General features: G+C 57.3%; 27 protein-coding genes. 4 read left to right on the forward strand and 23 right to left on the reverse strand.

The window, feature by feature from the left end; all coding sequences use genetic code 11:
• Positions 1 to 83 precede the first annotated feature (83 nt).
• From flgJ to flgB, 9 genes are all read right to left on the reverse strand, one after another.
• On the reverse strand, positions 84 to 1,025 hold the full coding sequence (gene flgJ / locus D9980_RS09845) for a flagellar assembly peptidoglycan hydrolase FlgJ (protein ID WP_021180946.1): 942 nt from the start codon (positions 1,023 to 1,025) through the stop codon (positions 84 to 86).
• Positions 1,025 to 2,125 (reverse strand): flagellar basal body P-ring protein FlgI, encoded by a 1,101-nt coding sequence (locus tag D9980_RS09850; protein ID WP_121607167.1) that lies wholly within the window; start codon positions 2,123 to 2,125, stop codon positions 1,025 to 1,027. Before D9980_RS09850 ends, flgJ begins: the two co-directional genes overlap by 1 nt.
• 10 nt (positions 2,126 to 2,135) lie before the next feature.
• A complete protein-coding gene (flgH, locus tag D9980_RS09855; RefSeq protein WP_046808516.1) occupies positions 2,136 to 2,789 on the reverse strand; it encodes a flagellar basal body L-ring protein FlgH in 654 nt (217 codons plus the stop codon).
• Positions 2,790 to 2,914: 125 nt separating this feature from the next.
• Positions 2,915 to 3,697, reverse strand: a complete 783-nt coding sequence (flgG, locus tag D9980_RS09860) for a flagellar basal-body rod protein FlgG (RefSeq protein WP_021180943.1) — start codon at positions 3,695 to 3,697, stop codon at positions 2,915 to 2,917.
• Between the two features lie 17 nt (positions 3,698 to 3,714).
• Positions 3,715 to 4,470, reverse strand: coding sequence for a flagellar basal body rod protein FlgF (locus tag D9980_RS09865; RefSeq protein WP_021180942.1), 756 nt, complete (start codon positions 4,468 to 4,470; stop codon positions 3,715 to 3,717).
• Between the two features lie 12 nt (positions 4,471 to 4,482).
• On the reverse strand, positions 4,483 to 5,721 hold the full coding sequence (flgE, locus tag D9980_RS09870; RefSeq protein ID WP_024486454.1) for a flagellar hook protein FlgE: 1,239 nt from the start codon (positions 5,719 to 5,721) through the stop codon (positions 4,483 to 4,485).
• 79 nt (positions 5,722 to 5,800) lie between these two features.
• A complete protein-coding gene (gene flgD / locus D9980_RS09875) occupies positions 5,801 to 6,511 on the reverse strand; it encodes a flagellar hook assembly protein FlgD (RefSeq protein ID WP_121607168.1) in 711 nt (236 codons plus the stop codon).
• Between the two features lie 15 nt (positions 6,512 to 6,526).
• Positions 6,527 to 6,931 carry a flagellar basal body rod protein FlgC gene (flgC, locus tag D9980_RS09880; RefSeq protein WP_021180939.1) on the reverse strand — a complete coding sequence of 135 codons (405 nt, stop codon included), beginning with the start codon at positions 6,929 to 6,931 and terminating at the stop codon, positions 6,527 to 6,529.
• A 5-nt stretch (positions 6,932 to 6,936) separates the two neighbouring features.
• Entirely contained in the window at positions 6,937 to 7,350 is a 414-nt protein-coding gene (gene flgB / locus D9980_RS09885) for a flagellar basal body rod protein FlgB (protein ID WP_024487043.1), read from the reverse strand.
• Between the two features lie 161 nt (positions 7,351 to 7,511).
• On the opposite strand from flgB, the gene flgA reads away from it, so the two are divergent.
• From flgA to D9980_RS09900, 3 genes are all read left to right on the forward strand, one after another.
• Complete coding sequence (flgA, locus tag D9980_RS09890; RefSeq protein ID WP_121607169.1) at positions 7,512 to 8,168, forward strand: flagellar basal body P-ring formation chaperone FlgA; 657 nt, start codon at positions 7,512 to 7,514, stop codon at positions 8,166 to 8,168.
• A gap of 122 nt (positions 8,169 to 8,290) precedes the next feature.
• Positions 8,291 to 8,602, forward strand: a complete 312-nt coding sequence (flgM, locus tag D9980_RS09895) for a flagellar biosynthesis anti-sigma factor FlgM (RefSeq protein WP_121607170.1) — start codon at positions 8,291 to 8,293, stop codon at positions 8,600 to 8,602.
• A 21-nt stretch (positions 8,603 to 8,623) separates the two neighbouring features.
• Positions 8,624 to 9,058: a flagella synthesis protein FlgN gene (locus D9980_RS09900; protein WP_121607171.1), complete on the forward strand. Its 435-nt coding sequence runs from the start codon at positions 8,624 to 8,626 to the stop codon at positions 9,056 to 9,058.
• A gap of 110 nt (positions 9,059 to 9,168) precedes the next feature.
• Here D9980_RS09900 and D9980_RS09905 read toward each other — a convergent pair whose 3' ends face one another.
• Positions 9,169 to 9,801, reverse strand: a complete 633-nt coding sequence (locus D9980_RS09905; protein ID WP_121607172.1) for a hypothetical protein — start codon at positions 9,799 to 9,801, stop codon at positions 9,169 to 9,171.
• A gap of 129 nt (positions 9,802 to 9,930) precedes the next feature.
• On the opposite strand from D9980_RS09905, the gene D9980_RS09910 reads away from it, so the two are divergent.
• Entirely contained in the window at positions 9,931 to 10,842 is a 912-nt protein-coding gene (locus D9980_RS09910) for a LysR substrate-binding domain-containing protein (protein WP_121607173.1), read from the forward strand.
• Here D9980_RS09910 and D9980_RS09915 read toward each other — a convergent pair.
• From D9980_RS09915 to motA, 13 genes are all read right to left on the reverse strand, one after another.
• Positions 10,833 to 11,234, reverse strand: a complete 402-nt coding sequence (locus tag D9980_RS09915; RefSeq protein WP_121607174.1) for a flagellar protein FlhE — start codon at positions 11,232 to 11,234, stop codon at positions 10,833 to 10,835. The genes D9980_RS09910 and D9980_RS09915 overlap by 10 nt on opposite strands.
• Positions 11,234 to 13,312, reverse strand: coding sequence for a flagellar biosynthesis protein FlhA (gene flhA / locus D9980_RS09920; protein WP_121607175.1), 2,079 nt, complete (start codon positions 13,310 to 13,312; stop codon positions 11,234 to 11,236). Before flhA ends, D9980_RS09915 begins: the two co-directional genes overlap by 1 nt.
• A complete protein-coding gene (gene flhB / locus D9980_RS09925; protein ID WP_024485790.1) occupies positions 13,305 to 14,447 on the reverse strand; it encodes a flagellar biosynthesis protein FlhB in 1,143 nt (380 codons plus the stop codon). Before flhB ends, flhA begins: the two co-directional genes overlap by 8 nt.
• A 156-nt stretch (positions 14,448 to 14,603) precedes the next feature.
• Complete coding sequence (cheZ, locus tag D9980_RS09930) at positions 14,604 to 15,248, reverse strand: protein phosphatase CheZ (RefSeq protein ID WP_024485789.1); 645 nt, start codon at positions 15,246 to 15,248, stop codon at positions 14,604 to 14,606.
• A gap of 14 nt (positions 15,249 to 15,262) precedes the next feature.
• Positions 15,263 to 15,652 (reverse strand): chemotaxis response regulator CheY, encoded by a 390-nt coding sequence (gene cheY / locus D9980_RS09935; protein ID WP_021180929.1) that lies wholly within the window; start codon positions 15,650 to 15,652, stop codon positions 15,263 to 15,265.
• Between the two features lie 49 nt (positions 15,653 to 15,701).
• Complete coding sequence (locus tag D9980_RS09940) at positions 15,702 to 16,751, reverse strand: chemotaxis response regulator protein-glutamate methylesterase (RefSeq protein ID WP_021180928.1); 1,050 nt, start codon at positions 16,749 to 16,751, stop codon at positions 15,702 to 15,704.
• Entirely contained in the window at positions 16,751 to 17,623 is an 873-nt protein-coding gene (cheR, locus tag D9980_RS09945) for a protein-glutamate O-methyltransferase CheR (protein WP_121607176.1), read from the reverse strand. The genes D9980_RS09940 and cheR overlap by 1 nt, the downstream gene beginning before the upstream one ends.
• A 21-nt stretch (positions 17,624 to 17,644) precedes the next feature.
• Positions 17,645 to 19,276 carry a methyl-accepting chemotaxis protein gene (locus tag D9980_RS09950; RefSeq protein ID WP_121607177.1) on the reverse strand — a complete coding sequence of 544 codons (1,632 nt, stop codon included), beginning with the start codon at positions 19,274 to 19,276 and terminating at the stop codon, positions 17,645 to 17,647.
• Between the two features lie 88 nt (positions 19,277 to 19,364).
• Positions 19,365 to 21,032, reverse strand: coding sequence for a methyl-accepting chemotaxis protein (locus D9980_RS09955; RefSeq protein ID WP_121607178.1), 1,668 nt, complete (start codon positions 21,030 to 21,032; stop codon positions 19,365 to 19,367).
• Between the two features lie 591 nt (positions 21,033 to 21,623).
• On the reverse strand, positions 21,624 to 22,124 hold the full coding sequence (gene cheW, locus D9980_RS09960) for a chemotaxis protein CheW (RefSeq protein ID WP_021180924.1): 501 nt from the start codon (positions 22,122 to 22,124) through the stop codon (positions 21,624 to 21,626).
• Positions 22,125 to 22,155: 31 nt separating this feature from the next.
• Positions 22,156 to 24,123: a chemotaxis protein CheA gene (gene cheA / locus D9980_RS09965; protein WP_024485785.1), complete on the reverse strand. Its 1,968-nt coding sequence runs from the start codon at positions 24,121 to 24,123 to the stop codon at positions 22,156 to 22,158.
• 4 nt (positions 24,124 to 24,127) lie between these two features.
• Positions 24,128 to 25,204 carry a flagellar motor protein MotB gene (motB, locus tag D9980_RS09970; protein ID WP_121607179.1) on the reverse strand — a complete coding sequence of 359 codons (1,077 nt, stop codon included), beginning with the start codon at positions 25,202 to 25,204 and terminating at the stop codon, positions 24,128 to 24,130.
• Entirely contained in the window at positions 25,201 to 26,091 is an 891-nt protein-coding gene (gene motA, locus D9980_RS09975; protein ID WP_021180921.1) for a flagellar motor stator protein MotA, read from the reverse strand. Before motA ends, motB begins: the two co-directional genes overlap by 4 nt.
• Positions 26,092 to 26,167 lie beyond the last annotated feature (76 nt).

The following is a 26,167-nucleotide window of genomic DNA, read 5'->3' on the forward strand; positions in this document are numbered from 1 at the left end:
TTGCCATCCAGCCTGTTTGGGTTATCGGCCATCTGACGGCAAACTTGAGTAAAAAAATGGGCGCTGCATGCAGCGCCCGACGGCTAAAACAGATCCTGCAAATCGTGGGTATAGGCCTTGGTTACCTGCTCCCCAGCGCTTTTCATCTGCTGGATCATGCTGACCAGCTTTTTGGCATACAGCGGATCGGTCGCATAGCCGGCCTTTTGCAGCGCATGTGCCGCCTGCTCGGGGCTGCTGGCACTGGCAACGTTGGCGTAGCGCGGGTTGTTGGTCAGCAATTTGACGTAATCCCCAATCGCTTCCATATAGGAGCCATAGACGCGGAAGCGGGCCTTGATCTTCTTCGCCACCCCTTCCTCAAACTCGGTGGTGGTGATCTCCGTCACTGGACCGTCCCAACTGCTACCGGCCTTGATACCAAACAGGTTATAACTGCGTGAACCATCCGCCGCCGGGATCTCGCGTTGCCCCCAGCCAGACTCCAGCGCGGCCTGCGCCATGATCAACTGATGCGGAATACCGCTTTGCTGGCTGGCAACCCGTGCCGGAATAGACAGCTGCGCCACAAAATTGCCGTTGCTCAACGGCAAGGGAGGCGCCGAAGGTATTTTGGGCACCGCCCGGCGTACCATCTGTTCCAATGCCTGACGCGGCAAGGTCTGCAACACCTCGTTGTCCAGTGCCATCGGCACCGTCCCTGCGGTTTCGCTTGGGCGGCTGTTTCCGGCGGAGAGCTGCTTGACCATCATGTCCGCCAGCCCCAGGCCTTTCTGCGACATCTGTTGGGCGATCTGCTGATCGTACATCGAGGTATACAGCCGCGTCTGATCGCTGCTCAACACGCCATCCTGCGGCAACGCCGCACGCATGCTTTTCAGCATCATCTGCACGAACATACCTTCCACCTGCTGGGCCACCTGCTTGATATTGCCCTGCGGATCGGCGGCAACATCTCGCTTCAAGCCGTTCAGCGACTGGGTGTCATACGCAGCACCCGACATAGCCATCAGATCGCTGCTCATCAGATAATTTCCAGTTTGGCACGCAGGCAACCAGCGCTCTGCATTGCCTGCAAGATAGACATCAGGTCGATCGGCGTCGCCCCCAGCGCATTCAACGCGCGAACCACGTTATTGAGGTTGGCGCTGGCGTTCACTTTTTGCAGTGAACCGCCCTGCTGCTGCACGGAAATCTGGGTATTCGGCGTCACTACGGTCTGGCCACCGCCGAATGGCGTATCCGGCTGGCTGACGGTGTTTTGCCGATCGACCACCACCGACAGGTTCCCTTGTGCCACCGCGCAGGAGTCCAGTACCACATCGCGGTTCATTACTACCGAACCGGTACGGGAGTTGATGATCACTTTGGCATCCATCGCCCCAACGTTAATGCTGATATTCTGAATATCCGCCAGGAAACGCACTTGCGAACTATTGCCGCGTGGCACCAGCACCTGCACGGTACGGGAATCGAGCGGAGAGGCAGTGCCGCTGCCGCGCTGGCGGTTGATGGCATCGCTGATCTGTTGTGCCAGGGTGAAATCATCGTCGTTCAGTTGCAGGTTGATCACGCCATCCTGGCCGAAGGTGGTAGGCAATTCGCGTTCGATGGAAGCGCCGTTGCTGATACGCCCACCGGCCAACTGATTGACCTGCACACTGCTACCCCCGGAGGACGCACCGGCCCCGCCGACCAGCACGTTACCCTGTGCCAGCGCATAGACCTGATTATCCACGCCTTTGAGCGGTGTCATCAGCAATGTCCCGCCGCGCAGGCTCTTGGCGTTACCCATTGAGGACACCACCACGTCAATGTTCTGCCCCGCACGGGAGAACGGCGGCAGCTTGGCGGTTACCATCACCGCCGCCACGTTTTTCAACTGCATGTTGGTGCCTGGCGGTACGGTGATCCCCAGTTGCGACAGCATGTTGCTCAGGCTCTGGGTGGTAAACGGGGTTTGCATGGTCTGGTCGCCAGAGCCGTCCAACCCCACGACCAGGCCGTAACCAATCAACGCGTTGTCGCGTACGCCCTGTACCGTCACCAGATCGCGGATGCGTTCCGCCGTCACGGGCAGGCAAACCAGCATCATGGACAGTGTGAGAAGTAACTTTTTCAACATCGGTCAATCCTTAGAACGGTGAAACATTTAAGAAGAAGCGCTGTAGCCACCCCATGGTCTGCGCTTCATTGATATAGCCGTTGCCGACGTATTCAATGCGTGCATCCGCCACCTGGGTGGACGTGACCGAGTTATTGCCACTGATGGTGCGGGGGTTAACCACACCGGAGAAACGGATGAATTCGGTGCCCTGATTGATGGCGATTTGCTTTTCGCCCACCACGTGCAGGTTGCCGTTGGCCAAGACCTGATTGACCGTGACGGTAATGGTGCCGTTAAAGGTGTTGTTAGCGTTGGCCCCGCCCTTGCCGCCGAAGGTGCTGTCGCCGGAGATATCCATGTCGGCGCGCGCGTTACCGAGCAGCCCGTCGAGGTAACGCGGTGAAGTGGCTACGCCAAATTTGCTGGATCCGTTGCGGCTGGCGTTGGCGGATGAGCTCTTGCTGGCGCTGACGTTTTCTTGCAGCACGATGGTCAGGGTGTCGCCGATATTACGCGGGCGGCGATCCTCAAACAGCGGCTGATAGCCGTAGTTCATCGGCTGCACCGTCTGGAAAATCGAACCGTTCGGCACCGGAGCACCGGCCGGAGCGGGCTGAGCCGTGGTAGCCCCGTCAACCAGGGGGGTATGCGGAATATAGGCACAGCCGCCGACTGTCAGCATCAGCAGCCCGGCCAGGACGCGTTTGCCTTGCTGCGGCACGCTGGCCGCTAAAAAGGTGGTTACCACGGGTATCGCCTTTGTTGCTCTGGATAAGGATTACGGGCGCAGCAGGCTGCGCCCGTCGATTACAGTTGCGTCAGCTTTTGCAGCATCTGGTCAGACGTTGATACCGCTTTGCTGTTGATCTCATAGGCGCGCTGGGTCTGGATCATGTTGACCAACTCTTCCGCCACGTTGACGTTAGAGGTTTCAACATAACCCTGATACAACAGGCCTGCCCCGTTGAGGCCGGGGGTACTTTCGTTAGGCGCGCCGGAGCTTTCGGTTTCCTGGTACAGGTTTTCACCCATGCTTTCCAGACCGCTATCGTTGATAAAGGTGGTCAACGTCAATTGCCCTACCTGCTGCGCCGCCGTCTGGCCCTGCTGGGTCACGCTGACGATGCCATCACGGCCCACGGTAATGCTTAGGGCGTTGGCCGGAATGGTGATCGCCGGTTGTACCTGAAAACCACTGGCGGTTACCAACTGGCCATTCTGATCGATCTGGAATGAACCATCGCGGGTATAGGCCTGGGTGCCATCCGGCAACACCACCTGGAAGAAGCCCTGCCCCTTGATCGCCACGTCTTTGCTGTTGTTGGTCTGCGACAGGTTGCCCTGGCTGTGGATGCGCTCGGTCGCCACCGGACGTACGCCGGTACCAATCTGCAAACCGGAAGGCAGCGTGGTCTGCTCGGAAGACTGAGCCCCGGGCTGACGCATGGTCTGGTACAGCAGATCTTCAAACACCGCACGCTGGCGTTTAAACCCGTTGGTACTGACGTTCGCCAGGTTGTTGGCGATCACGTCCATATTGGTCTGCTGCGCATCCAGACCGGTTTTGGCAATCCATAAGGATGGGATCATGATTTATTCCTCTGCACTCAGCTCATTGACAGCAATGAGTTGGCGCGCTGTGCGTTTTCATCCACGCTGTGGATGACCTTCATTTGCATTTCGAACCGGCGGGCGTTGGCGATCATATCCACCATCGTCTCCAGCGGTTTGACGTTGCTGCCCTCCAACACCCCCGGCATGATCCGCACATCAGGATCGTTCGGTAGTTGGTTGCCACGCTGCTGCTGAGCCTCGGCAGTCAGATGGAACAGGCCGTCGTCCCCGCGCACCACTTCCCGAGCATCGGCCTTCACCAGCTTCAAGCGGCCAATCTGGGAAATGGTGTTAGGCGGATCGCCCGGATTTAACGCCGAGATGGTACCGTCTGCCGCCAGCGTCAGTTCTGCCTGCGGCGGGGCTTCGATTGGCCCGCCATCGCCCATCAGCGGCACACCCTGCACCATCAACTGCCCGGTGGAGGAGATCTGGATGCTGCCGTTACGGCTGTAGGCTTCAGTGCCGTCCGGCAGCCTTAGCGCCAGAAAGCCATCCTGCTGCAATGCCACATCCAGTGGCCGCCCGGTGTAGTTCAGCGGCCCTTGGCTCATGTCAGCTCCCGGCGTCGAAGCTGCCACCAGCGTCCGCGTCTGCATGCTTGGCCCATCAACCGGCACCGCACGCAGCGCCGAAAGCTGTGCGCGGAACCCCGGCGTGGAGGCGTTGGCCAGGTTGTTGGCCGTGACCGACTGCTGCTCCAGCGTCTGCCGGGCTCCACCCATCGCGGTATAAATCGCGTGATCCATAAATCAATCCTATTAGCGCAGGCTGACCAGCGTTTGCAGGATCGAATCCTGGGTTTTGATGGTTTGCGCGTTTGACTGGTAGTTACGCTGCGCGACGATCATGTTTACCAGTTCCTGACTCAGATCGACGTTGGAAGACTCCAGCGCTCCGCTGGTCAGTGAACCGAAACCGCCGCCGCCCGCCAGGCCCACACGTGGCTGACCTGAAGCACCGGTCTCCTTCCAGACGTTATCGCCCTGTGCGGCCAGGCCTTCCGGGTTGGAGAAGTTGGTCAATACGATCTGCCCCAGCAATTGGGTCTGCTGGTTGTTGTATACCCCGACCACGGTGCCGTCTTTGTTGATCTGGAAACCCTGGTATTCCCCGGTGGCATAGCCGTCCTGGGAAATCTTGCTGACAGAGTCACTGCCGACGTTCTGTTGCAGGCTACCGGCAAAGCTCAGGTTAAAGTTTTGCGCCAGCGCGCCGTCTTTCGCCGACATTGGCACGACCAGGTTGAATGGCGTGGTGCTTGGCTGACCCTGCGCATTCAGCGTGCCGGTCAGCGTACCGCTGTTGTCAAAGTTCAGGCTACCCGCTTTGGCCGACGGAGCACCCGTCACGCTGCCGTCCTGGGTGTAAACGTCCCACTTGTTATCAGCCGTTTTCACAAAGTAGGCGTTGATGTTGTGAGCGTTGCCCAGGGTGTCATAGGTGGTAATGGTGTTGACGTAGTTAAACGAGTCGGTCTTGTTGGGATCGAATGGCGTCACCGCCGGTGGCTTATGGGTCGATTTCAGGTTGGCCACCATATTGCCGCTGGTGCTGGCTTTGGCGTTCATCATGCCTTCAGGGATGCTCAGCGGTACCGGATCGGCCCCTTGCTGGATGGTTGGCGGCGAACCAGCAGCCGGGTAGCCGGTCAGGCTCAACCCTTGCATGTTGGTGATGTTGCGGTTGGCATCCATGATGAACTGCCCATTACGCGTATAGAAGATGCCGCCATCGGCGTCTTGCATACGGAAGAAGCCGTTCTGGCTGATGGCGATATCCATTGCCCGGTTGGTGTTGGTGGTAGTACCGCCGTTGAAGTTCTGGGTGATCCCCGCCACTTTCACCCCCAGCCCGACCTGCGAGCCGGCAAACATATCGGCAAAGGATACGCTGCCAGATTTAAAGCCGTAGGTGGCGGAGTTGGCGATGTTGTTACCAATCACATCCAGGTTGGTTGCAGCCGCGTTTAAACCGCTGACCGCTTGAGAAAAAGCCATGTCGTTCTCCGAAATAGGTCATTTAAAAAGGTGTCTTCAGGATCGCGTGATCCATTGCCGACGTGGAAAATCACTGCGCTTAGTCTGGCGAACCCAGTTTGGACAGGATCAGGCGCACGTCATCCAGCGTTGAGGTCCCCGCCACGCCCAGATCCAGCTTTGCCCCGTCCGTACCGCGCGTGACGCCGTTAACCATGGCGAAACGCAGTGGTTGTGCCACCAACTGCTCACTGCCGTTTTTGGCGTTGATCGCCACGGTGTAAGAGCCGTCGGGCGCATTGGTGCCATCTTCCAGCGAACCGTCCCAGGAGAAGGAGTGCACACCGGCGGTCAACCCTCCCAGATCGATGGTGCGAACCACTTTGCCGGTGGCATCGCTGATGGTCGCCGTCACCGCATCGGCGGTGCGTTCCAGCTCAATGCCAAACGGCGTGGTGCTAACCTTGCCAGCGTCATTACCCACCAGGATCTCCTTACCCGGCACCATCACGCCGTGGCCAATCAGCGAACTGGCCTGGATTGACTGGTTGCCGCTGATCTGGCCGGAGATCGACCCCAGCGTGGTGTTGAGCTTCTCGATCCCGCTAACCGTATTGATCTGGGCCAGTTGGGTAGTCAGTTCGTTGTTTTGCATCGGGTTGGTGGGGTCCTGGTTTTTCAACTGGGCCACCAACAGCGTCAGGAAATTGTTGCTCAGATCCTGGCTGGTATTGCCATTCGCACCGCTTTTGGCGCCGGTACCGGCAATGCTGTTGTCGAGTGATTCATTGGTGGTGGCGGCAATGGCCATAAATAAAAGCTCCGGTTACTGACCCAGCGTCAGGGTTTTCATCAACATGGATTTGGTGGTATTCAACACTTCGACGTTGGCCTGATAGCTGCGCGAGGCCGAGATGGTGTTGACCATTTCCCCTACTACATCGACGTTGGGCATCCGCACGTAGCCTTTGGCATCCGCCAGCGGGTTGCCCGGCTGAAACACCAAACGCTCCGGCGAGGGATCGTCTACCACCTGCGCAACACGCACGCCGCCGGTCGACTGGCCCGGTGCCGCCGCAACCTCAAACACCACCTGTTTGGCCCGATAAGGCTGGCCATCCGGGCCGGTGGCGCTGTCAGCGTTGGCCATATTGCTGGCGCTGACGTTCAGACGCTGGGATTGCGCGGACAGGGCCGAGCCGGAAATATCAAAAATATTCAATAACGACATGGGAATTATCCTCCTTGCAGCACGGACATCATGCCCTTGATCTGGCCGTTCAACAGCGTCAGGTCGGTTTGATATTTCAGGCTGTTATCAGCAAAGTTGGTGCGCTCACGGTCCATATCCACCGTGTTGCCGTCCAGGGAAGGCTGATCCGGTACGCGGAACATAAGATCCAGAGACGGTGGCTGCATATTCTGCGCCGGGATATGGCGAGCCGAGGTCAGATTCAGTGCCACGCCGCTGCCGTTGACGCGCCCCTGCTCCATGACCTTGTTCAGTTGGCTGGCGAAATCGATATCACGAGCCTGATAGCCCGGCGTATCTGCGTTGGCGATGTTGGCCGCCAGGATTTCCTGCCGCTGGGCGCGCAGGTTCAGCGCCTCCTGGCCAAAACGCAGAGCAGCGTCCAATTTGTCGAGCATGCTCCCTCCGCGAGGTTAGAATTTGGAGCCGACAGCATAAACGCCCTACCTGTCAGCCTATCGTGGGAATAAGGGCAAAATGCGTCGCTATTTGTCTGCTTAGCCTGCGCGCGTAACGGTTACACTTGTCCCCCTGTGGTCGCTGCGTCTGTGAGGAAAATATGAAAAGTATCCTGCTGTTGGTCGGCTTGCTGATCGGCCTGAACGCGCACGCCGAGGGCCTGGACGGACAGGTGGAGAACTTTATCAAGTCACAATTTGCCACTAGTACCAACGTGACCGACGTCAAGGTGCTGGTGCGCACGCCAGCAAGCCGTTGGCCGCAGTGCGAATTGCCGCAGCTTTCGATGCCTCAGAATGCTCGCCGCTGGGGTAACATCAGCCTCTCGGCCCGTTGTGGCCAGGAGCGACGTTTTATTCAGGCGCAGGTGCAGGTGGTGGGACATTATCTGGTGGCAGCACGTGGGATCAGTGCAGGCAGCAAACTCACCGCAGATGATATCAAGCTGAAAACCGGCCGATTAGACACCCTGCCGCCTCGTACCCTGATTGATAACGCCAAGGCGATCGGTGCCGTTAGCCTGCGCAATATCAGCCCTGGGCAGCCGTTGAATACGGTCATGCTAAGACGGGCCTGGGCGGTCAAAGCCGGGCAAACGGTACAGGTGTTGGCGCAGGGTGATGGATTTAATATCAGCGGTGCTGGGAAAGCGATGACCAACGCCGCCGCCGAAGACGGCGTGCGAGTGCGCATGGCCTCCGGGCAGATTGTTAGCGGCATTGCCAATATTGATGGCACAATTCGTATTACATTATAAAAAAATAAAGCTTTGCCAATACTTGTCGATAACAAAGTCATAGCAGCATTTATCCGGCCACCAGGGCCACAGATTTGAATTCCCCGTTGCCTTAGCGGCGGTGGTACAGATGGAGATTGAACATGAGTATCGATCGTACCCAACGGTTGCAACCCGTACCCACGGTGCAGCCGCGAGAAACACAGTCAGACAGCGCAGTTCAGGCGCGTAAAAAAGTCTCGGCGGAAACTGCGGTCAGCGGCACCCAGGTTAAGCTGAGCGATGCACAGGCTCGCCTGATGCAGCCGGGCAGCCAAGATATCAATATGGAGCGAGTGGAAAGCATCAAGCAGGCGATCCGCAACGGCGAATTGAAGATGGATACCGGCAAGATTGCCGACGCCTTGTTACAAGACGTGCAAAGCGAATGGCAGTCCGGCGCCGATCGGGGTTAACACCAAGGGTGAGTCATTGATATGGAAAACCTGGCACAACTGCTGGATAAGCTGCTGGACACCTTACAGGCGTTAGGCACGGTGCAGACGGAGGAGCACACTTTACTGTGCTCCAAAACTTTGGCTGGCGTGGCTCTGCAACGCGTAACCGATGCTAAAAGCCAACTGCTGGCGACGGTCAATTATCTGGACCAACAGCGGCTGGAGATGGAACGGCTGCAGCACTGCCAAGCACCTTATGAGGGCCAGCCACAGTTGGCAGCCAACTGGCAGCAAGTGCAACAGCTGAGCCTGCAACTGCGCGAACAGAATCACCATAACGGTATGCTGCTCAATCATCATATTGAGCACAATACGCAGGCACTGGCGATTTTAAACAAACAGAATGAATCGCTGTACGGGCCCGATGGTCAGTCCCGCGCGGGGAGCCTGCTGGGCCGTAAGATTGGGGTTTGATGCGCCCCTCACCCTAGCCCTCTCCCACAGGGAGAGGGGACAGAACGTGCCACAACTCTGCTGCTGCGCCTGAATCTCATACCATTCCCACAATTTCATTTGCACCTGAGCTAGCGCCAGCTGGAATTGGCTCCTGTACCTAACCATAAAACCGCCCCAACCCTCTCCCTGTGGGAGGGTTGGGGCGAGGGGCCTTCGCGCTCTGCAATACGCGCCACCAACGCGCCCAATAAAACCAGATCGATCAACCACGCGTTGGCAAGGTCTGTCGATGCCTGAGATTGGATCAGCAATGTCACCGACAGAATGACTCCGATGACCGCCAACGAGGCAGCTCTGGTTGCCAGGCTGATGCTGTTCAGCGGCTGCAACAACGCTGTCGTCACCTGGCGTGCCACCCCTAAACCAATGCCGCCGATAACGATCCCCGGTAGCATCATCAGCCAATCATTACGGCCGAACAGCCCCAACAACAGCAACCCGGCAGCAGAGAGCACCAGGCTCCGCCATAACGCCGCCAGGGTTCGCTGTTTTTCCACCGCCAGCAAACACATTAACGCCACGCCACAGGCATAGGATAACAGCAGCGCCAGCAACAGCGTGATGGCAACCTCCGGCCTTCCCCAGCCAATGTTCAACAGCAAAACGCCTGCCGATATCAATACGCTGTATACGATGGTGCGAGCAATCGCTCCCGGTTCCCCTACCGCGCCTGCGGTACTGATTTCTGCTGGTGATCTCATAACGGCTCCTGACACTGATGTGGAATGATGAATTAATCTCACTCCATTAATCGAATGCCATCAGCCTATCCAAGGTATATAGTCATAACAAACTCATAGTTTTCAGCCTTGGATGAGAATAATTCAGCCATGAAAAAAATCCATCTCCCTCCGCTAGGTGCTTTACGCGCCTTTCATGCCGTTGCCAGCTGTAGCAGCTTTAAACGGGCTGGGGAGGAACTCAACGTCAGCGCAACGGCGATCAGCCATCAGATCAAATTACTGGAGTCAATTCTGGCATGTAGGGTCTTCGAACGCAGTGCGCGCGGGGTTAGCCTGACCGAAACCGGCGAGATTTTATATGCCGGAACGCAACGCGCCTTTGCGGCTCTGGAGCAGGCCGCCGCGCAGATTATGCACTCCCAACAGCCTCAATCTCTGACGGTTACCACCACCTCCAATTTCCTGACCCATTGGCTGGTGCCGCGTCTGGCCGATTTCAAGGCGGAATTCCCGGACATCGACCTGCGGTTACATACCAGCGTCGAACGAGTCGACTTAACGCAGCGCACCGTCGATGTCGCCATTCGCTACCGGGAAATGCCGGAGCAAACGTTGCACTCAACGTTATTGTACGAGGATCGTTTTATCGCGGTAGCCAGCCCGTCATTGGCGCTGGCAGATATCGGCGATTTACGCGGGGTGACGCTGTTTCACGTAGAAAACCGGCTGGTGCCCGCCGACTCTCCGAGCTGGCAAAACTGGCGGAGGAACTATGGGCCACAGGATCTGAATGTAGACGCGGGGCTGACCTTCAGCGATGAAACCCATGCGCTACAGGCGGCGATTGCGGGACAGGGGGTGGTGATTGCCAGCCAGTTGCTGGCGCGAGATTTGTTACAGCGCGGCGTGTTAACCGCACCGTTCGAGATGTCATTACCCGGTGCCCGCTATTACCTGGTTACCACGGAAGAAAACGCGCAACGCCCGGATATCATGGCGTTGCGCGACTGGCTGTTGAGGCAAATAACGCCAGGGATGACTTATCATCCTCACTCATAGTTCACAATCACCTGATTAGAGATCGCCCGCAGCGGAGGATTTAACGCGCCGCGAGACTTCACGTAATAAATGAAGCGGAACTCGCTGTCTGCGGGAATACCGTTGAAAACCTCACTGCGGCCACTGCCCGCGCCGAGCGGTAGGCAGCGTGACGAGGTGCAAAGCTGTACCTCTAATCCGGCAGGCGCACCAGCCAGCAACTGATAACGCCAGCTTACACTGGTCACCCGAGCATCGGCCACCGGTGGATTAGCTGGCCGCAGGCTAGGGGATACATCACGCACGCTCCCCGTTTCCAGCGTGACGCCGCTGGCATCGGCGGCCCAGGAACCCGACACCGCCTGCGCGGCCAGCGGAGCGAACAACACTAATAAAGGAAGAAAAGCTTTCATCAGGCGGCTCCTATGGTTGAGGTCATGCGGATCTGACGTTCGTCGTTGATTTCCAGGTTCGACAGCACCACCAACTGCGGCAAGGTACGGCGCAGGAAGCGCGCCAGCAGGGCACGTAACGCGTGGTTTACCAGCAGCACCGGCGGTGCACTGAGCATTTCCTGACGTTGCAGCGCCTGCTTGGCCTGATCCAACAAGCGGTCCGCCAACCCAGGTTCAAGACCTCCGCCCCCTTGCAGGGCCTGCAACAGCAGGCGCTCAAGCGGCGTATCCAGACCAATGACCTGGATCTCACCGTTACCCGGGAACCACTGCTGAGTGATGGCCCGCCCAAGGGCCACGCGCACCACGGAGGTCAGTTCGTAAGGATCGCTTTGCGTTGGCGCATGTTCCGCCAGCGTTTCTATAATGGTGCGCATATCGCGAATCGACACCCTTTCGGCCAGCAGATTCTGTAGCACCTTGTGCAACGTGGTCAGCGAAACTACCCCAGGTACAAAATCTTCCGTCAGCTTCGGCATCTCCTGCGAAACACGATCCAACAGTTGCTGGGTTTCCTGGCGGCCAAACAGCTCGCTGGCAAACTGACCAAGCAAATGGTTGAGATGAGTGGCGACTACGGTGCTGGCTTCCACCACCGTGAACCCCTGGATCTGCGCCTGTTCACGCAGTGCGCTATCGATCCACACCGCCTCCAGCCCGAAGGCCGGATCGACGGTTTTGTCACCGGCCAGCTCACCCACCGCATTGCCCGGATTTATCGCCAGCCAGCGCCCCGGATGTGCCTCACCGCTACCGATCTCCACCCCTTTCATCAGAATGCGGTAACTGGCCGCCGACAGTTCGAGGTTGTCGCGAATATGCACCACCGGTGGCAAATAGCCCGTATCCTGAGCGAATTTTTTACGGATGCCACGAATACGCCCCAGTAGCTCACCGTTTTGCTGAAAGTCCACCATGGGGATCAGGCGGTAACCGACTTCCATCCCCAACGGATCCTCCAGCTGTACATCAGACCAACAGGCCTCTACCGCCTGCGGATTTTCCTGCGGCAGCGGCGGTTCTTTGACTTTCGGAGCCTGCTGTTCTCGACCGCGCAGCCGCCAGGCCAACGCCAGCAGTGCCGCCGTAAACAGCAGGAACACCAGGTTTGGCATACCCGGAACCATCCCCAACAGCCCCAACACCCCAGCACTCAACACCATCACGCGCGGATTGTTGAACAACTGGTTGACCATCTGCTCGCCAACGTCCTCATCGGTCGCTACGCGGGTGACGATCACACCGGCCGCCGTCGAGATCACCAACGCCGGGATCTGGGCGACCAGGCCATCACCGATGGTCAGCAAGGTATAGGTTTCAGCCGCGGTACCCAGCTCCATGCCGTGCTGGATCACGCCGACCAACAGGCCACCCACCACGTTAATCACCATGATCATCAAGCCTGCTACCGCATCACCGCGCACAAACTTGCTGGCACCGTCCATCGAACCGTAGAAATCCGCTTCCTGCGTCACTTCGGAACGGCGCTTTTTAGCCTCGTCTTCGCCGATCAGCCCGGCGTTCAGATCGGCATCGATCGCCATCTGTTTGCCCGGCATCCCGTCAAGGACAAAACGGGCGCCCACTTCGGCAATACGCCCAGCCCCTTTGGTGATCACCATAAAGTTGATCAGCACCAGGATGATAAACACCACGATACCGATGGCGAAGTTGCCGCCCACCAGGAAGTGACCGAACGCTTCAACCACCCGCCCCGCCGCCGCCGCACCGGTATGCCCCTCCATCAGGATGATCCTCGTGGAAGCGACGTTCAACGATAGGCGTAACAGGGTTGAGAACAGCAGGATGGTCGGGAAGGCGGCGAACTCCAGCGTCCGCTGGGTAAACATCGCCACCAACAGCACCATGATCGACAAGGCAATATTGAAGGTAAACAGCAGATCGAGGATAAATGCCGGTAACGGCAGCACCATCATCGACAGGATCATCAGGATCAGTATCGGGCCAGCCAGCACCTGCCACTGCGTATCTTTAAAATTACCCGGCAAACGAAGCAGGGAGGCCAAATTAGCCATCTGAGTTATTCTCTCCAGCAAAATCCAGTGCTTCAGGCACCGGTAAACGTTGAGGTTTTTTCGGGATCAGGCCGCCTTCACGCTGCCAACGGCGCAGCTGATAGACCCAGGCCAGGACCTCGGCCACGGCGGCATACAAGGTCGTGGGAATGTGTTGCCCAATCTCACTGTGACGGTATAGCGCTCGCGCCAGCGGCGGTGCTTCCAGGGTTGGGATACGGTGTTCATTCGCCAATTCACGGATACGCAAGGCGATCTCCCCTGCCCCTTTGGCAAGGACTTTCGGCGCACTCATGTTCTTGTCGTTGTATTGCAATGCCACGGCGTAATGCGTCGGGTTGGTGACGATCACGTCGGCCTTCGGCACATCGGACATCATGCGGCGGCGAGAGATGGCCCGCTGTTGCTGGCGAATACGCCCTTTGACATGGGGATCGCCCTCCTGCTGCTTATGTTCGTCGCGAATTTCCTGCTTGGTCATCTTCAATTTCTTGAAGTGGCTCCATAGCTGATAAAACACGTCGAAGGCCACCATCGGCACCAGCCCAAGGACGATCAGCATGCCGCAGAAGATCACGATCTGTAGCGCATTGCGCAGTGCGTCCTGCGGCTGCTGCGTGACCAGATGCAGCATCGCCGCCCAGTTGTGCCACAGGTAAAGCCCAGCCACCCACCCCACCAACGTCGCTTTAAGGATGGCCTTCAGCAACTCTGCCAGCACCTGGGTGGAGAACATCCGTTTTAATCCGGAGATCGGGTTCATGCGCTTGGCATCAAACTTAAGGCTGAAGCCCACGCCGCCCAGCAGCATCGGGGCCGACAGCGCCACCAGCACCAATCCGGCCAGGATCGGCATCAGCGCCCACACCGCTTGACGTAGCAACATGGCAAACTGGCGCAGCATCTGCTTATCGTTGCTGACCATGTTGTGATCAAAGTGCAGCCCTTCCGATAACATCCTCGCCAACTGTTGCGCCATATGGCCACCCGCGACCCACAAGATCGACAACCCCGCAATCAGCATCAGGATCGAAGTCAGCTCGCGCGAACGCGCAATCTGGCCCTCTTCACGCGCCTTTTCCAGCCGGTGGGGTGTGGGGGCCTCAGTTTTTTCCATATCACTGTCTTCGGCCAAGGCGAGGGTTCCCATGCGTGCGAAGAATAGAATTGATGCCAGCATGCCAAAAAAATGCGGATTTCATTGCGGGAACAACGGCGCAAAAGGCCGGTTATTTCGGGGATGGGCTAGCGAAAAGAGTTAGGGCGCAGCACCCTGCGCCCTAAGAAACCATCAGAACCCCAGGCTGTCGAGCAGATCGTCCACCTGGGCCTGATTGGCAATTACGCCAGCCCCGTTCTGATCCAGCTGCGGGCCATTGAGCAGGCTGTCGTTCGGCCTTTTCTCTTTGGCTGGCTGATCCGGGATGTTTTCCATCAGTACCATCAGCAGCTGCTTTTCAATCTCCTGCACCACGTCCATCATGCGCTTGATCACCTGGCCGGTGAGATCCTGGAAATCCTGCGCCATCATGATCTCCAGCAACTGGGCGTTGGTGAATGCGGTGTGCTCCGGCACTCGATCCAGATACTGGCGGGTATCCGTCACCAGTGAACGGGCATCAGCCAACTCGATCGGGTTGGCAAACCACTCGTCCCAGCGCCCTTTAAGCGTATTGGCCTGCGACTCCAACTCCGCCTGGCGGGGTTGTGCCGCTTCCACGCAGTTGAGCGCTCGTTCCGCCGCCTGCGCCGTCATGGTGACCACATAATCAAGACGGTCGCGTGCGTCCGGGATCGCTTCGGCAGCCTGAGCGATAGCCTGATCTAGCCCCAGCTCGCGCATGCTGTCACGCAGCATGCGGGTCAGTTGACCGATGCGGGAGATGATCTCACCCGCTGTCGCTGCATCGCTGGCAGGCATTGGAATATCTCTCATCGCCCTCTCCTTTTTTACATGCCCAGTTTTTCAAAAATCTTGTTGAGCTTCTCTTCCAGCGTTGCCGCCGTGAAGGGTTTCACTACGTAACCACTGGCACCCGCCTGAGCGGCAGCAATGATGTTTTCTTTCTTGGCTTCCGCCGTCACCATCAGCACCGGCATAGATGCCAGCGCACCGTCGGCACGGATGGTTTGCAACAGCTCGAGGCCATCCATATTCGGCATATTCCAGTCCGATACCACGAAATCGAAGCTGCCAGCGCGCAGTTTGTTCAACGCATCCGCCCCGTCTTCCGCCTCTTCGACGTTGTTAAAACCCAGTTCTTTCAGCAAATTTCTGACGATGCGGCGCATGGTAGAAAAATCATCCACCACCAGAAATTTAAGGTTCTTATCTGCCATTATTGCTCCTAAGGTTAATCGTTTTTGCCCCGAGGTTCGGGGCATAACATCAAATACGCAGCGCCTGACCACCCGCGATCTGCGCCAACATGCGTTGGCTCATGCGCTCCAATTCCACTACTTCATTGACTCCGCCGGTGGCAATGGCCTCACGTGGCATGCCAAACACCACACAGCTGGCTTCGTTCTGCGCCAGGGTGTACGCCCCGGCACGGTGCATTTCCAGCATGCCTGCCGCACCGTCATTCCCCATGCCGGTGAGGATCACCCCCACCGCATTTCGCCCGGCAAACTGAGCCACCGAGCGGAACAACACATCGACCGAAGGACGATGCCGGTTCACCGGTGGACCATCATGCAGCCGAACCTGATAGTTGGCGCCGCTGCGCGTCAGCTCCAGATGACGATCTCCTGGCGCGATATAGGCATGACCCGGCAAGACGCGCTCGCCGTCTTCGGCTTCTTTCACCGTGATCTGGCACAGCTTGTTGAGCCGCTCGGCAAAGGAACGGGTAAACCCTGGCGGCATATGCTGAGTGATCAATAACGCCGGGCTGGTAGCCGGTAACGGCTGCAAGACGTGGCGGATTGCCTCGGTACCGCCGGTAGACGCCCCGATAGCGATCAGTTTCTCACTGCTCAACAACGGCGTATGGCTGAGGATCTCCGGAGCCGGTGCCGTTGAGCGCTGTGGCAGACGCGCCTTGGCCGCCGTGCGGATCTTTTCGGCAATCAGCTCGCTATAGGCCAGCATGCCTTCGCGGATCCCCAGTTGCGGCTTGGTGACAAAATCCACCGCGCCCAGTTCCAACGCCCGCAGAGTGATCTCCGATCCCTTTCCGGTCAGCGACGACACCATCACCACCGGCATCGGCCGCAGGCGCATCAGTTTTTCCAGAAAATCCAGCCCGTCCATACGCGGCATTTCGACGTCCAGCGTCAGCACCTGCGGGTTGAATTTTTTGATCAGATCGCGCGCCACCAGCGGATCGGGGGCGGTCGCCACCATCTCCATATCGGGATGGCTATTGACAATCTCGGTCATCAGCTGCCGCATCAGGGCAGAGTCGTCTACGCTTAATACGCTGATTTTATTCATTACCTCTCCTTGGTCAGGCCATACACGGTCTGCCCACGCAAGTAGAAATCCCGGCTGATCTGGCTGAAGTTTTCGGAATGGCCGGCAAACATCAGGCCCCCCGGTTTAAGCAGCGGCACAAAGCGCCGCAAAATGCGCTCTTGTGTTTCCTTGTCAAAATAGATCATGACGTTACGACAAAATATCGCATCAAATTGCCCCGGCAACGCCCATTCAGGGGCCAGCAGATTGAGCGGCTGGAAATGCACCTGTGCCGCCAATTCTGGCCGAACCCGAACCAGGCCATGGTGAGGCCCGGTCCCTCGCAGGAAATAACGCTGCATCTGCGCCGGTGTCAGGGTGCGCAGATCTTCCTGGCGATACACCCCTGCCTCGGCCTTTTCCAATACCTGAGTATCGATATCGCTGGCCCATACCTGCGTCCCCGTCGCCCGCTGCCCTAACGCCTCATTCAAGGTAATGGCGATCGAGTAAGGCTCTTCACCGGTCGAGGCGGCGGTACTCCACACGCAGTAACCGTTAGGCCGCGAACGCGCATGTTCCGCCAGGATCGGGAAATGGTGCGCCTCACGGAAAAACGCCGTCAGGTTGGTGGTCAGGGCGTTGACGAATGCCTGCCACTCGGCGCTGTTGGTATCACTTTCCAGCAGCACCAGATAGCTACCAAAATCGGGTATTCCCAGTAGCCGCAGGCGACGCACCAGACGGTTGTAAACCATTTCGCGTTTGTGCTCGGCCAACACAATACCGGCACGCTGATAGATCAACTGGCTGATACGTCGGAAATGCACATCCGACAGGGGCAGCCGTTGCACCATCTGTGTCAGCAAAGACGCAGGCTCTTTATTGGTGGGTGAGGATGAGCCACTCATAACCCTTCACCCGAGTTGTTGTTACTTGCTATACAATTCGACACTAGTTGCTTCCTTTGCTACTGATAAAACTCCGTTGTTAAGACTTTCTGATAAGGTGATGTTGTCGTCCGCCAGGCGGAATACCGCTACCGCATCGGCCAGCGTAATCGCCTGTTCTTCCAATGCCGCCGCCGCAGAGGCCGCTTGTTCCACCAGCGCGGCGTTCTGTTGCGTCACCTGATCCATCTGGGTCACGGCCTGAGTAACCTGCTCGATACCGCGGCTTTGCTCATCGGAAGCCGAGGAGATCTCGCCCATGATGTCGGTAACGCGGGTCACCGAACGCACGATATCCTTCATCGTGGCACCGGAGTTTTCGACCAGCACCGACCCTTGCTTAACACGGCCGACCGACTCATCGATCAGCACTTTGATTTCTTTCGCTGCCTGAGCGCTACGCTGAGCCAGATTGCGTACTTCTGCGGCCACGACGGCAAAACCGCGCCCTTGCTCACCCGCCCGCGCCGCTTCAACCGCCGCGTTCAATGCCAGGATGTTGGTCTGGAAGGCAATGCCGTCGATCACGCTGGTAATGGCGCCAATTTTCTGCGAGCTGCTGGCAATATCGTGCATGGTGGTCACCACGTCGTCGGCCATTTCCCCGCCCTTGGCAGCGGTGGCTGAGGCATCGCGCGCCAGCTTTGAAGCCTGGCGGGCATTGTCGGCGTTCTGTTTCACCGTGGCGGTCAACTGCTCCATGCTGGCGGCGGATTCCTCCAGCGACGCGGCTTGCTGTTCAGTGCGAGAAGAGAGGTCGTTATTACCTTCCGAAATCTCCTGTAGCCCGATCAGGATCGACTCGGCGCCTTCGCGCACTGCACCGACTGTGCCAATCAACGAGTTCTGCATGCGGTGCAGGCTGGCAAACAACATGCTGATCTCGTTGCGGCCATACACCTGGATCGGCGTGGCCAGGTCACCGTCGGCGATACGGTCAAAGTGGCTACGCATAATATTCAGCGGCTGAACCAACATATTGCGTAGCCACCACATGGCGCTGGCGGTCACCAGGATCAGCATCAGCACCGCACCGCACACTAGCCAACCGGCCAGCGTGAAGGAGCGTTGGTTGGCCGCATTGGCCTGGGCGATATTTTCGTTGACCAGTTGCAGGTACTGGACGAAGTCGGCTTCGAACAGGTCCTGCATTTTCTGCGTGGGTTGATCCATAAAGCCCTGCAGGTTGCCGCCCTCCAGGAAGACGATCAGTTCGCGCAGAGCACCGCGTAGCCGCTCATAGCTGGCTTGGGTGGTTTCAGTCAGTTGTTGCTCCTGGTCGCTGTTACGCGAGACGGCCAGGAACTGATTAAAATAGAGATCGGCTTTCTGCAACGAACTGCGGGCGTTGCCCATCAGGGCATCGACCTGTTCTTGCGGTACTTTCAGCGCTGCACGGGTGCCGGCCCGGTTCAAGGTGTTACGTGCCTGTAGCAGGGAAACCCAGCTCAGGCTGAGGGCATCACGCTGCTGGCTACCCAGACTAATCAGATTAAGATTGTGGTTATCGGAGCGGGAAGCGGTATACGACAAGCCGGTGCTAATCAGTTGCATCAGGCAAAAGGTCAGCAGTAATAAAAACAGACTGGTAGAGATACGGACTCGGTTAAACACGATAAACCTCCAGGTAGCCGCGGGTTAACACGACTTAGGACGGAAAAAAGGGCCACGATCTCGCAGGGAGAACGCAGCCCAATGCCGGTTAGAACGTTTCCCAGTTCTCCTGCGGATCGCTGGCGTTCATTTTTTTATGATTGATTACCGGGGTAACGACTTTACTGTTGGCGGATGCCTTGAATTCGTTTTGGCCTTCCGCTTTCAGTCGGAATACCGCAACGGACTGGGTCAAGCGGCTGGCCTGCTCTTCCAGAGCTGCCGCCGCAGAGGCCGATTCTTCGACCAAAGAGGCGTTCTGTTGGGTGACGCGATCCATTTCGGCAACCGCCTGGCCAACCTGATCGATACCACGGCTTTGCTCGTCGGAGGCCGACGCGATTTCACCCATGATGTCGGTGACGCGGGTGACGGCATTGACGATATCGCCCATGGTTTCACCGGCGCTTTCCACCAGCACCGAGCCCATATCGACGCGGCTAACCGAGTCTTCAATCAGGCCTTTGATCTCTTTGGCTGCCTGCGCGCTGCGGCTTGCCAGGTTGCGTACTTCACCGGCAACCACGGCAAAACCACGGCCCTGTTCACCGGCACGGGCAGCTTCTACTGCCGCATTCAACGCCAGGATGTTGGTCTGGAAGGCGATGCCGTCGATCACGCTGGTAATATCAGCAATTTTCTGCGAGCTGCCAGCGATGTCGTGCATGGTTTGCACCACGTTGGCGACCACTTTACCGCCTTTCTGCGCGGTTTCTGAGGCGCTCAACGCCAGTTGGCTGGCCTGACGAGCGTTTTCGGCGTTCTGTTTCACCGTCGCGGTCAACTGCTCCATGCTGGCAGCGGTTTCCTCCAGCGAGGCAGCCTGCTGTTCGGTACGGGAAGAGAGATCGTTATTACCTGCGGCAATCTCGGAAGCGCCGCTGTAGATGGCATCGGCCCCCTGACGCACGCCGCTGACGGTGTCGATCAGTTCGCCTTGCATATGCCGGAGGCTGGCTGCCAACACGCCCATTTCGTTGCGGCTATTGACGTCGATCTGGTGAGTCAGATCACCTGCGGCGATCAGTTTGATGTGCTCAATCATACGGTTGAGTGGGCGCACCAGAATATGGTGGATGCCGAACCAAACCATAGCGATCACCGCAACCACCAGTACCAACACCACGCCCAGCGTCCAAACGGCAAACTCGAAAGAGCTGTCGCCATCTTCGACCGCGATCTGATATAGCTTGTCGTTCTGAGTCAGGTAGCGGTTATAGAGCTGTTCAAATTCAGTCTGATAACGCTGAGTGGGCTGTTCAAAGAAGGCGTCCAGCTTGCCGTCCCCCAACAGCGGGATCAATTCCGACAGCGCAGTGTGCAAAGTGGTATAGCGTTGCTTGAGTTCGTCTGCCGCTGCCGCATCCTGGCGAGCATCCAGAGGGATCTTCTCATAGGCAGCGTAGTGCTGTTCCGCCATGCTCAAGGTATTTTTTGCCGAGACCAGCAGTTCATCAACGGTGGCACCGGTGCCCGCTTTATTGAGGTCCATCATGTAGCGGATCCCGGCACGATTGAGGGTATTGCGGGTTTGCAGCAGGTTTACCCAGCTTTCATTCAGTTCTGACTGCTGCTGTCGGATAGTTTGCAGTACGGTAAAATTTTCTTTGTTATCTTTCAGCGAAGTGAAAAACAGCCCACCGGAAACCAGCTGCAAGGCACCGAATAACACCAGCACCAGCAATAAGCTGGTGACCACCTTCATACGATTAAACATTTTTACCCTTCTTGGAAGCCCGCACAGACAAGCGCTGTGTACGTTAACTGTCTGGGTTATCGGCGTGGCAGAAGAGAACTTTAAGAAAAATCTGTAACTATTTTTTTGTATTGTGCGGAGGGTAAGATTTTAGCTCGGAGAAGGAAAAGTGGCCCCTCACCCTAACCCTCTCCCACAAGGAGAGGGGACAGAACGTGCTACTGATTAACTACTGCGCTAGTCCTCGATATCGGCCTTGTTACAGAGTAGTCTCTACACCTGAACACAGCGCCATTCCAGCTCCCTCTCCCTGTGGGCTGTCTCTTATACACATCTCAAGTTGCGGTCAAATGGCCGTAATTTGAGAAACATAGCAGGCTGATTTTAAAGAGAATTTTTCCGAGTGCCCTATTGATTCGCTTGAAATAATTCCCATAAAAAACAGTAAGATGCCGAGTTGTGTATAAGAGACAGCCCTGTGGGAGAGGGTTGGGGTGAGGGGACCGTTGAGCGCAGGGATGCGCGATACGAGCCCCCAGGGACGGGTTTACGGCGTGTCGGCGTTCTGCGTTATCCCCACCTGTTGAGCCGTGACAAACAGCTACTCAGCAATCAGGCGCTTTTCGCTACGTTGTCCACCAGCGACATCTCTTCACTGCTCAGCAGCTTTTCGATATCCACCAGGATCAGCATACGTTCACCGAGCGACCCCAAACCGGTGAGATATTCCGTCGCCAGCGTGACCGCAAACTCAGGGGCTGGGCGGATCTGATCCGTCGTTAACGACAGCACATCAGACACGCCATCCACCACGATCCCCACCACCCGCTGGCCAAAGTTCAGCACGATCACCACGGTGTTTTCATCATAAGAGACGTCCTGCTGGGCAAACTTCACGCGCAGATCGATAATCGGCACGATCACCCCACGCAGATTGGTCACGCCCTTGATAAACGCCGGGGTATTGGCGATGCGCGTTACCTGATCGTAACCGCGGATCTCCTGAACCTTGAGGATATCAATGCCATACTCTTCGTTACCCAAGGTAAAAATCAGGAACTCCTGACCTACCGTTTCGCCAGCCAGTTTGCTGACGGCTGCAAGTCCTGCCATTTCGATCACCTTTAAATAAGTCGGTTAATAATTATGCGGCAGCGTCCGTCAGACGCTTTTCCCGGTTCAGCGTTTGCAGCGCCGAAACATCTACAATCAGCGCCACGCTGCCATCCCCCAGAATGGTGGCAGCCGAAATACCCGGCACCTTGCGATAATTGCTTTCCAGATTTTTCACCACCACCTGATGCTGACCGATCAGCTGATCGACTAGCAGCGCATAGCGGCGGCCTGCACTTTGCAAAATCACCACGATGCCCTGAGTGGCTTCGGTTTTGGCCCCGTCAACCTCAAACACCCGATACAGCTCGACCAGAGGCAAGTACTCTCCGCGTACCTGAAGCACACGCTCCCCACCGGCCAGCGGATGCAAATCCTCAGCCTGCGGTTGCAATGACTCCATCACGGCATTCAATGGCAGAATGAACACTTCCTCATTCACCTTGACCGACATGCCGTCAAGAATGGCCAGCGTCAGCGGCAGTAAAATGCGGATTGAGGTGCCCTTCCCGGCCTGGAAATGGATTTCGACATGGCCACCCATCTCCTGAATATTTCGCTTCACCACGTCCATGCCCACTCCGCGCCCAGAGACGTCGGTCACCTGCTCAGCGGTGGAGAAACCCGGGGCAAAGATCAGCATGCCGACCTCTTCATCGCTCATGTTGTCACTCACCGCCAGCCCCTGTGAGGCAGCCTTGGCGAGAATTTTCTGGCGATTGAGACCGGCACCGTCATCGGTGACTTCAATGCAGATATTGCCGCCCTGATGTTCGGCAGACAGGATCAGATTACCGACTTCGGCCTTACCGGCGGCCAGGCGCGCAGCAGGTTCTTCAATACCGTGATCCAGGCTGTTACGCACCAGGTGCGTCAACGGATCGATAATGCGTTCAATCAGGCTCTTGTCCAGTTCGGTAGAGCTGCCCCGTAGCGTCAACTCCACCTGCTTGTCCAGCTTGCTGGCCAGATCGCGCACCAGACGCGGGAAACGGCTGAAAACGTACTCCATCGGCATCATGCGGATCGACATCACCGACTCTTGCAGGTCGCGAGCGTTACGCTCCAACTGGCTCATGCTGTTGAGCAGATCGCCGTGGTTGACCGGATCAAGGGAGCCAGAACGTTGGGCCAGCATCGACTGAGTGATCACCAACTCCCCCACCAGGTTGATCAGTTGATCGACCTTTTCTACCGCCACGCGAATGCTGGTGGACTCGCTAGCCTTGGCTTTGGGCTTCGGCGCTTCAGCCACCGTAGCGGGCGCGGTAGGTGTGACAACGGCAACGGGTTCCGGCGTGCTGATCTTCTCCACGGCCTTCGGCGGCGTGGAAAAGGCAATCTGCTCGGGTTCAAGCACAAAGCACAGCACCGCGCTGATATCCTCCTCACTGGCAGAGGTCAGTAAAGTCACCTCCAGGCTGGTCTCGGTCTGCTGCGGGTTTTCCACCTCGCCCAGATTGCCCAACTCTTCCAGCATCAGCGGAATTTCATTCGGCTTCAGACCGCTCAGGCTGATGCGCATCCCGCCTTCAATCGCAGCCGGAGCAGCAGCATGAACCACCGGTGAGGTTACCGTTACCGCCGCCGCAGGAGCATCCTGCTGTTGCGCTTCCAAAGCCAACTGCCGCAACGCCTGACAAATATACTCAAAGCTCTCGCTATCAGGTTGTTGCGACGTTTTATAGGCGTCCAGTTGCTCCTGCATAATGTCTTTGGTTTCCAGAAACAGGTTGATAATTTCGGTGCTCAGGCTCATTTCCTGACGCCGGGCACCGTCCAGCAAATTCTCCAGCAGGTGGGTAGTTTCCTGCAGCACGCTAAAGCCGAAGGTGGCCGCCCCGCCCTTGATCGAGTGGGCAGCGCGGAAAATCGCATTCAGTGGTTCAATATCCGGGGCCAGCGGATCCAGCTCCAACAGATGTTGCTCCATATCGGCCAGCAGCTCGTCTGCCTCATCAAAAAAGGTCTGATAAAAAGCGCTAATGTCCATGCTCACGGGGTCACCTCTGCTGTGAGTCGCTGTTAGTCGGTGAAGTGGCGGAAGGTGCCGCCGGAATAGCCGCTGTCGGCCCGGTTTCTGCGGCTTTCACCGCTACCGGAGGTTGCTCTGGCGTGCCCTGCGTTGCCGGCAGTTCGGCGCTTGGAGCAGGCGGCGACGGCGGTAATTCCGGTGTCGCTATAGCCGGTGCCGTCGCCTGCGGAGCCAGCTGCTTCAGGCCCTCCGGCTGATCGATTTCCGTAGCGCTGCTCTCCGCATTCTCGTGTTCTATCCCCTGCTGGGTTGCTTTGTTCAGCACCAGAATGGTGATCCGCCGGTTAACCGCATCATCACCGCCGTGCTGTTTCAGGTTCATGGTCGAGGCCATCCCAACCACCCGCAATACTTTGCCTTCGGCCAAACCACCAGCAATCAGCTCACGCCGCGAGGCATTGGCTCGATCGGCGGACAGCTCCCAGTTGCTGTAATAGCGCTCACCGGTAGCATAAGGCAGATCGTCGGTATGGCCCGACAGGCTGATTTTGTTCGATAATCCATTGAGGATCGGTGCTATCCCGCGCAGGATATCGCGCATATAGCTTTCCACCTGCGCGCTACCGGTCTTGAACATCGGCCGGTTCTGGCTATCGATAATTTGAATGCGCAATCCTTCGTCCATCATGTTGATCAGCAAATGCGGCCGCAGCGCTTTCAGACGCGGGTCCGACTCAATCAGCTCATCGAGTTTCTCGCGCAGCTTGTTCAGGCGCAGCTCTTCCGCACGCTTTTCCGGTGAATCCATCTGCTTTTTGACCAACCCTTGCTGCTGGGTTGGATCGTCCCCACCGCCCGGGATTGGACTGCTTTCTGAGCTGCTCTTGTCGCCGCTAGTCAGCGCCACCTTCAGTGGGGTACGGAAATATTCGGCTATCTGCGTCAACTCCTGCGGGCTGGCAATCGCCAGCAGCCACATCACCAGAAAAAACGCCATCATCGCCGTCATAAAATCGGCATAGGCAATTTTCCAGGAGCCGCCGTGATGACCGGCATGATGGGCTTTGCGTTTTCTGACCAGAATAACCTGGTGATTCTGTTTCATGCGTCCTGCTCTTCCGTCGCCTGCTGTGCCGGGGCTTTCACCTTACGCACATGCTCTTCCAACTCAATGAAGGAAGGGCGCTCCGTGGTGTACAACGTTTTACGGCCAAACTCGACCGCGATCTGTGGGGCATAACCATTCAAACTCGACAGCAAGGTAACCTTGATGCACTGCATCATCTTGGTGGTTTCGGCACTCTTCTGGCGCAGCAAAGTCGCCAGTGGGGAGATGAACCCATAGGCCAATAGAATGCCGAGGAAAGTACCCACCATCGCATTGGCGATCAGTGCCCCCAATTCCGCCGCAGGCCGGTCAGCCGAAGCAAGTGCGTGCACTACCCCCATCACGGCGGCCACGATGCCGAAAGCCGGTAACGAATCGCCGACCATCGCCAGGCTCCCTGCGGGTACCTCGCTCTCCTGTTCGAAGGTTTCGATCTCTTCATCCATCAACGCTTCGATCTCAAAGGCGTTCATATTGCCGCTCACCATGAGTCGCAAATAGTCGGTAATAAATTCCACCAAGTGGTTATCGGCAAGAATGCGCGGATAATTAGAGAAAATTTCGCTTTCCTGCGGATTATCGATATCAAACTCAAGCGACAACATGCCCTGCTGGCGGGATTTGGCCATCAGCCGATACAGCAGCGCCATCAGATCCATATACAGTTCTTTGTTGTATTTTGAGCGGCGCATCAGCTTGGGAAGAGCGCGTAGCGTGGATTTGATCGCTTTACCGTTGTTGCCGACGATAAAGGCCCCCACACCGGCCCCCCCGATGATCAAAAATTCGGCAGGCTGATAGAGTGCGCCGAGGTGGCCCCCGACGATCATATAGCCGCCGAACACGGTTCCCAGAACCACGAGATAACCCAAGATAACTAGCACACGTATTCCTTAAATTCACAATATGGATGGAAGGTGAGTCAGCGCGGGTGAAAATCGGCAACAGCACGGGTCGCCC

The organism is Serratia sp. 3ACOL1 (assembly GCF_003668775.1).
GTDB classification, from domain to species: Bacteria; Pseudomonadota; Gammaproteobacteria; order Enterobacterales; family Enterobacteriaceae; genus Chania; species Chania fonticola.

Coding starts and splice junctions, on each gene's coding strand:
- D9980_RS09865 (WP_021180942.1), bottom strand. CDS start 4,470: ATGGATCACGCGATTTATACCGCGATGGGTGGAGCCCGGCAGACGCTG.
- flgG (WP_021180943.1), bottom strand. CDS start 3,697: ATGATCCCATCCTTATGGATTGCCAAAACCGGTCTGGATGCGCAGCAG.
- cheY (WP_021180929.1), bottom strand. CDS start 15,652: ATGGCAGATAAGAACCTTAAATTTCTGGTGGTGGATGATTTTTCTACC.
- D9980_RS09910 (WP_121607173.1), top strand. CDS start 9,931: ATGAAAAAAATCCATCTCCCTCCGCTAGGTGCTTTACGCGCCTTTCAT.
- cheW (WP_021180924.1), bottom strand. CDS start 22,124: ATGGCAGGACTTGCAGCCGTCAGCAAACTGGCTGGCGAAACGGTAGGT.
- flgE (WP_024486454.1), bottom strand. CDS start 5,721: ATGGCTTTTTCTCAAGCGGTCAGCGGTTTAAACGCGGCTGCAACCAAC.
- D9980_RS09955 (WP_121607178.1), bottom strand. CDS start 21,032: ATGTTTAATCGTATGAAGGTGGTCACCAGCTTATTGCTGGTGCTGGTG.
- flgJ (WP_021180946.1), bottom strand. CDS start 1,025: ATGAGCAGCGATCTGATGGCTATGTCGGGTGCTGCGTATGACACCCAG.
- cheZ (WP_024485789.1), bottom strand. CDS start 15,248: ATGAGAGATATTCCAATGCCTGCCAGCGATGCAGCGACAGCGGGTGAG.
- flgH (WP_046808516.1), bottom strand. CDS start 2,789: ATGCTGACAGTCGGCGGCTGTGCCTATATTCCGCATACCCCCCTGGTT.
- D9980_RS09850 (WP_121607167.1), bottom strand. CDS start 2,125: ATGTTGAAAAAGTTACTTCTCACACTGTCCATGATGCTGGTTTGCCTG.
- cheR (WP_121607176.1), bottom strand. CDS start 17,623: ATGAGTGGCTCATCCTCACCCACCAATAAAGAGCCTGCGTCTTTGCTG.
- D9980_RS09940 (WP_021180928.1), bottom strand. CDS start 16,751: ATGAATAAAATCAGCGTATTAAGCGTAGACGACTCTGCCCTGATGCGG.
- flgM (WP_121607170.1), top strand. CDS start 8,291: ATGAGTATCGATCGTACCCAACGGTTGCAACCCGTACCCACGGTGCAG.
- flgB (WP_024487043.1), bottom strand. CDS start 7,350: ATGCTCGACAAATTGGACGCTGCTCTGCGTTTTGGCCAGGAGGCGCTG.
- flgC (WP_021180939.1), bottom strand. CDS start 6,931: ATGTCGTTATTGAATATTTTTGATATTTCCGGCTCGGCCCTGTCCGCG.
- D9980_RS09915 (WP_121607174.1), bottom strand. CDS start 11,234: ATGAAAGCTTTTCTTCCTTTATTAGTGTTGTTCGCTCCGCTGGCCGCG.
- flgA (WP_121607169.1), top strand. CDS start 7,512: ATGAAAAGTATCCTGCTGTTGGTCGGCTTGCTGATCGGCCTGAACGCG.
- flgD (WP_121607168.1), bottom strand. CDS start 6,511: ATGGCCATTGCCGCCACCACCAATGAATCACTCGACAACAGCATTGCC.
- D9980_RS09900 (WP_121607171.1), top strand. CDS start 8,624: ATGGAAAACCTGGCACAACTGCTGGATAAGCTGCTGGACACCTTACAG.
- motB (WP_121607179.1), bottom strand. CDS start 25,204: ATGAAACAGAATCACCAGGTTATTCTGGTCAGAAAACGCAAAGCCCAT.
- flhA (WP_121607175.1), bottom strand. CDS start 13,312: ATGGCTAATTTGGCCTCCCTGCTTCGTTTGCCGGGTAATTTTAAAGAT.
- D9980_RS09905 (WP_121607172.1), bottom strand. CDS start 9,801: ATGAGATCACCAGCAGAAATCAGTACCGCAGGCGCGGTAGGGGAACCG.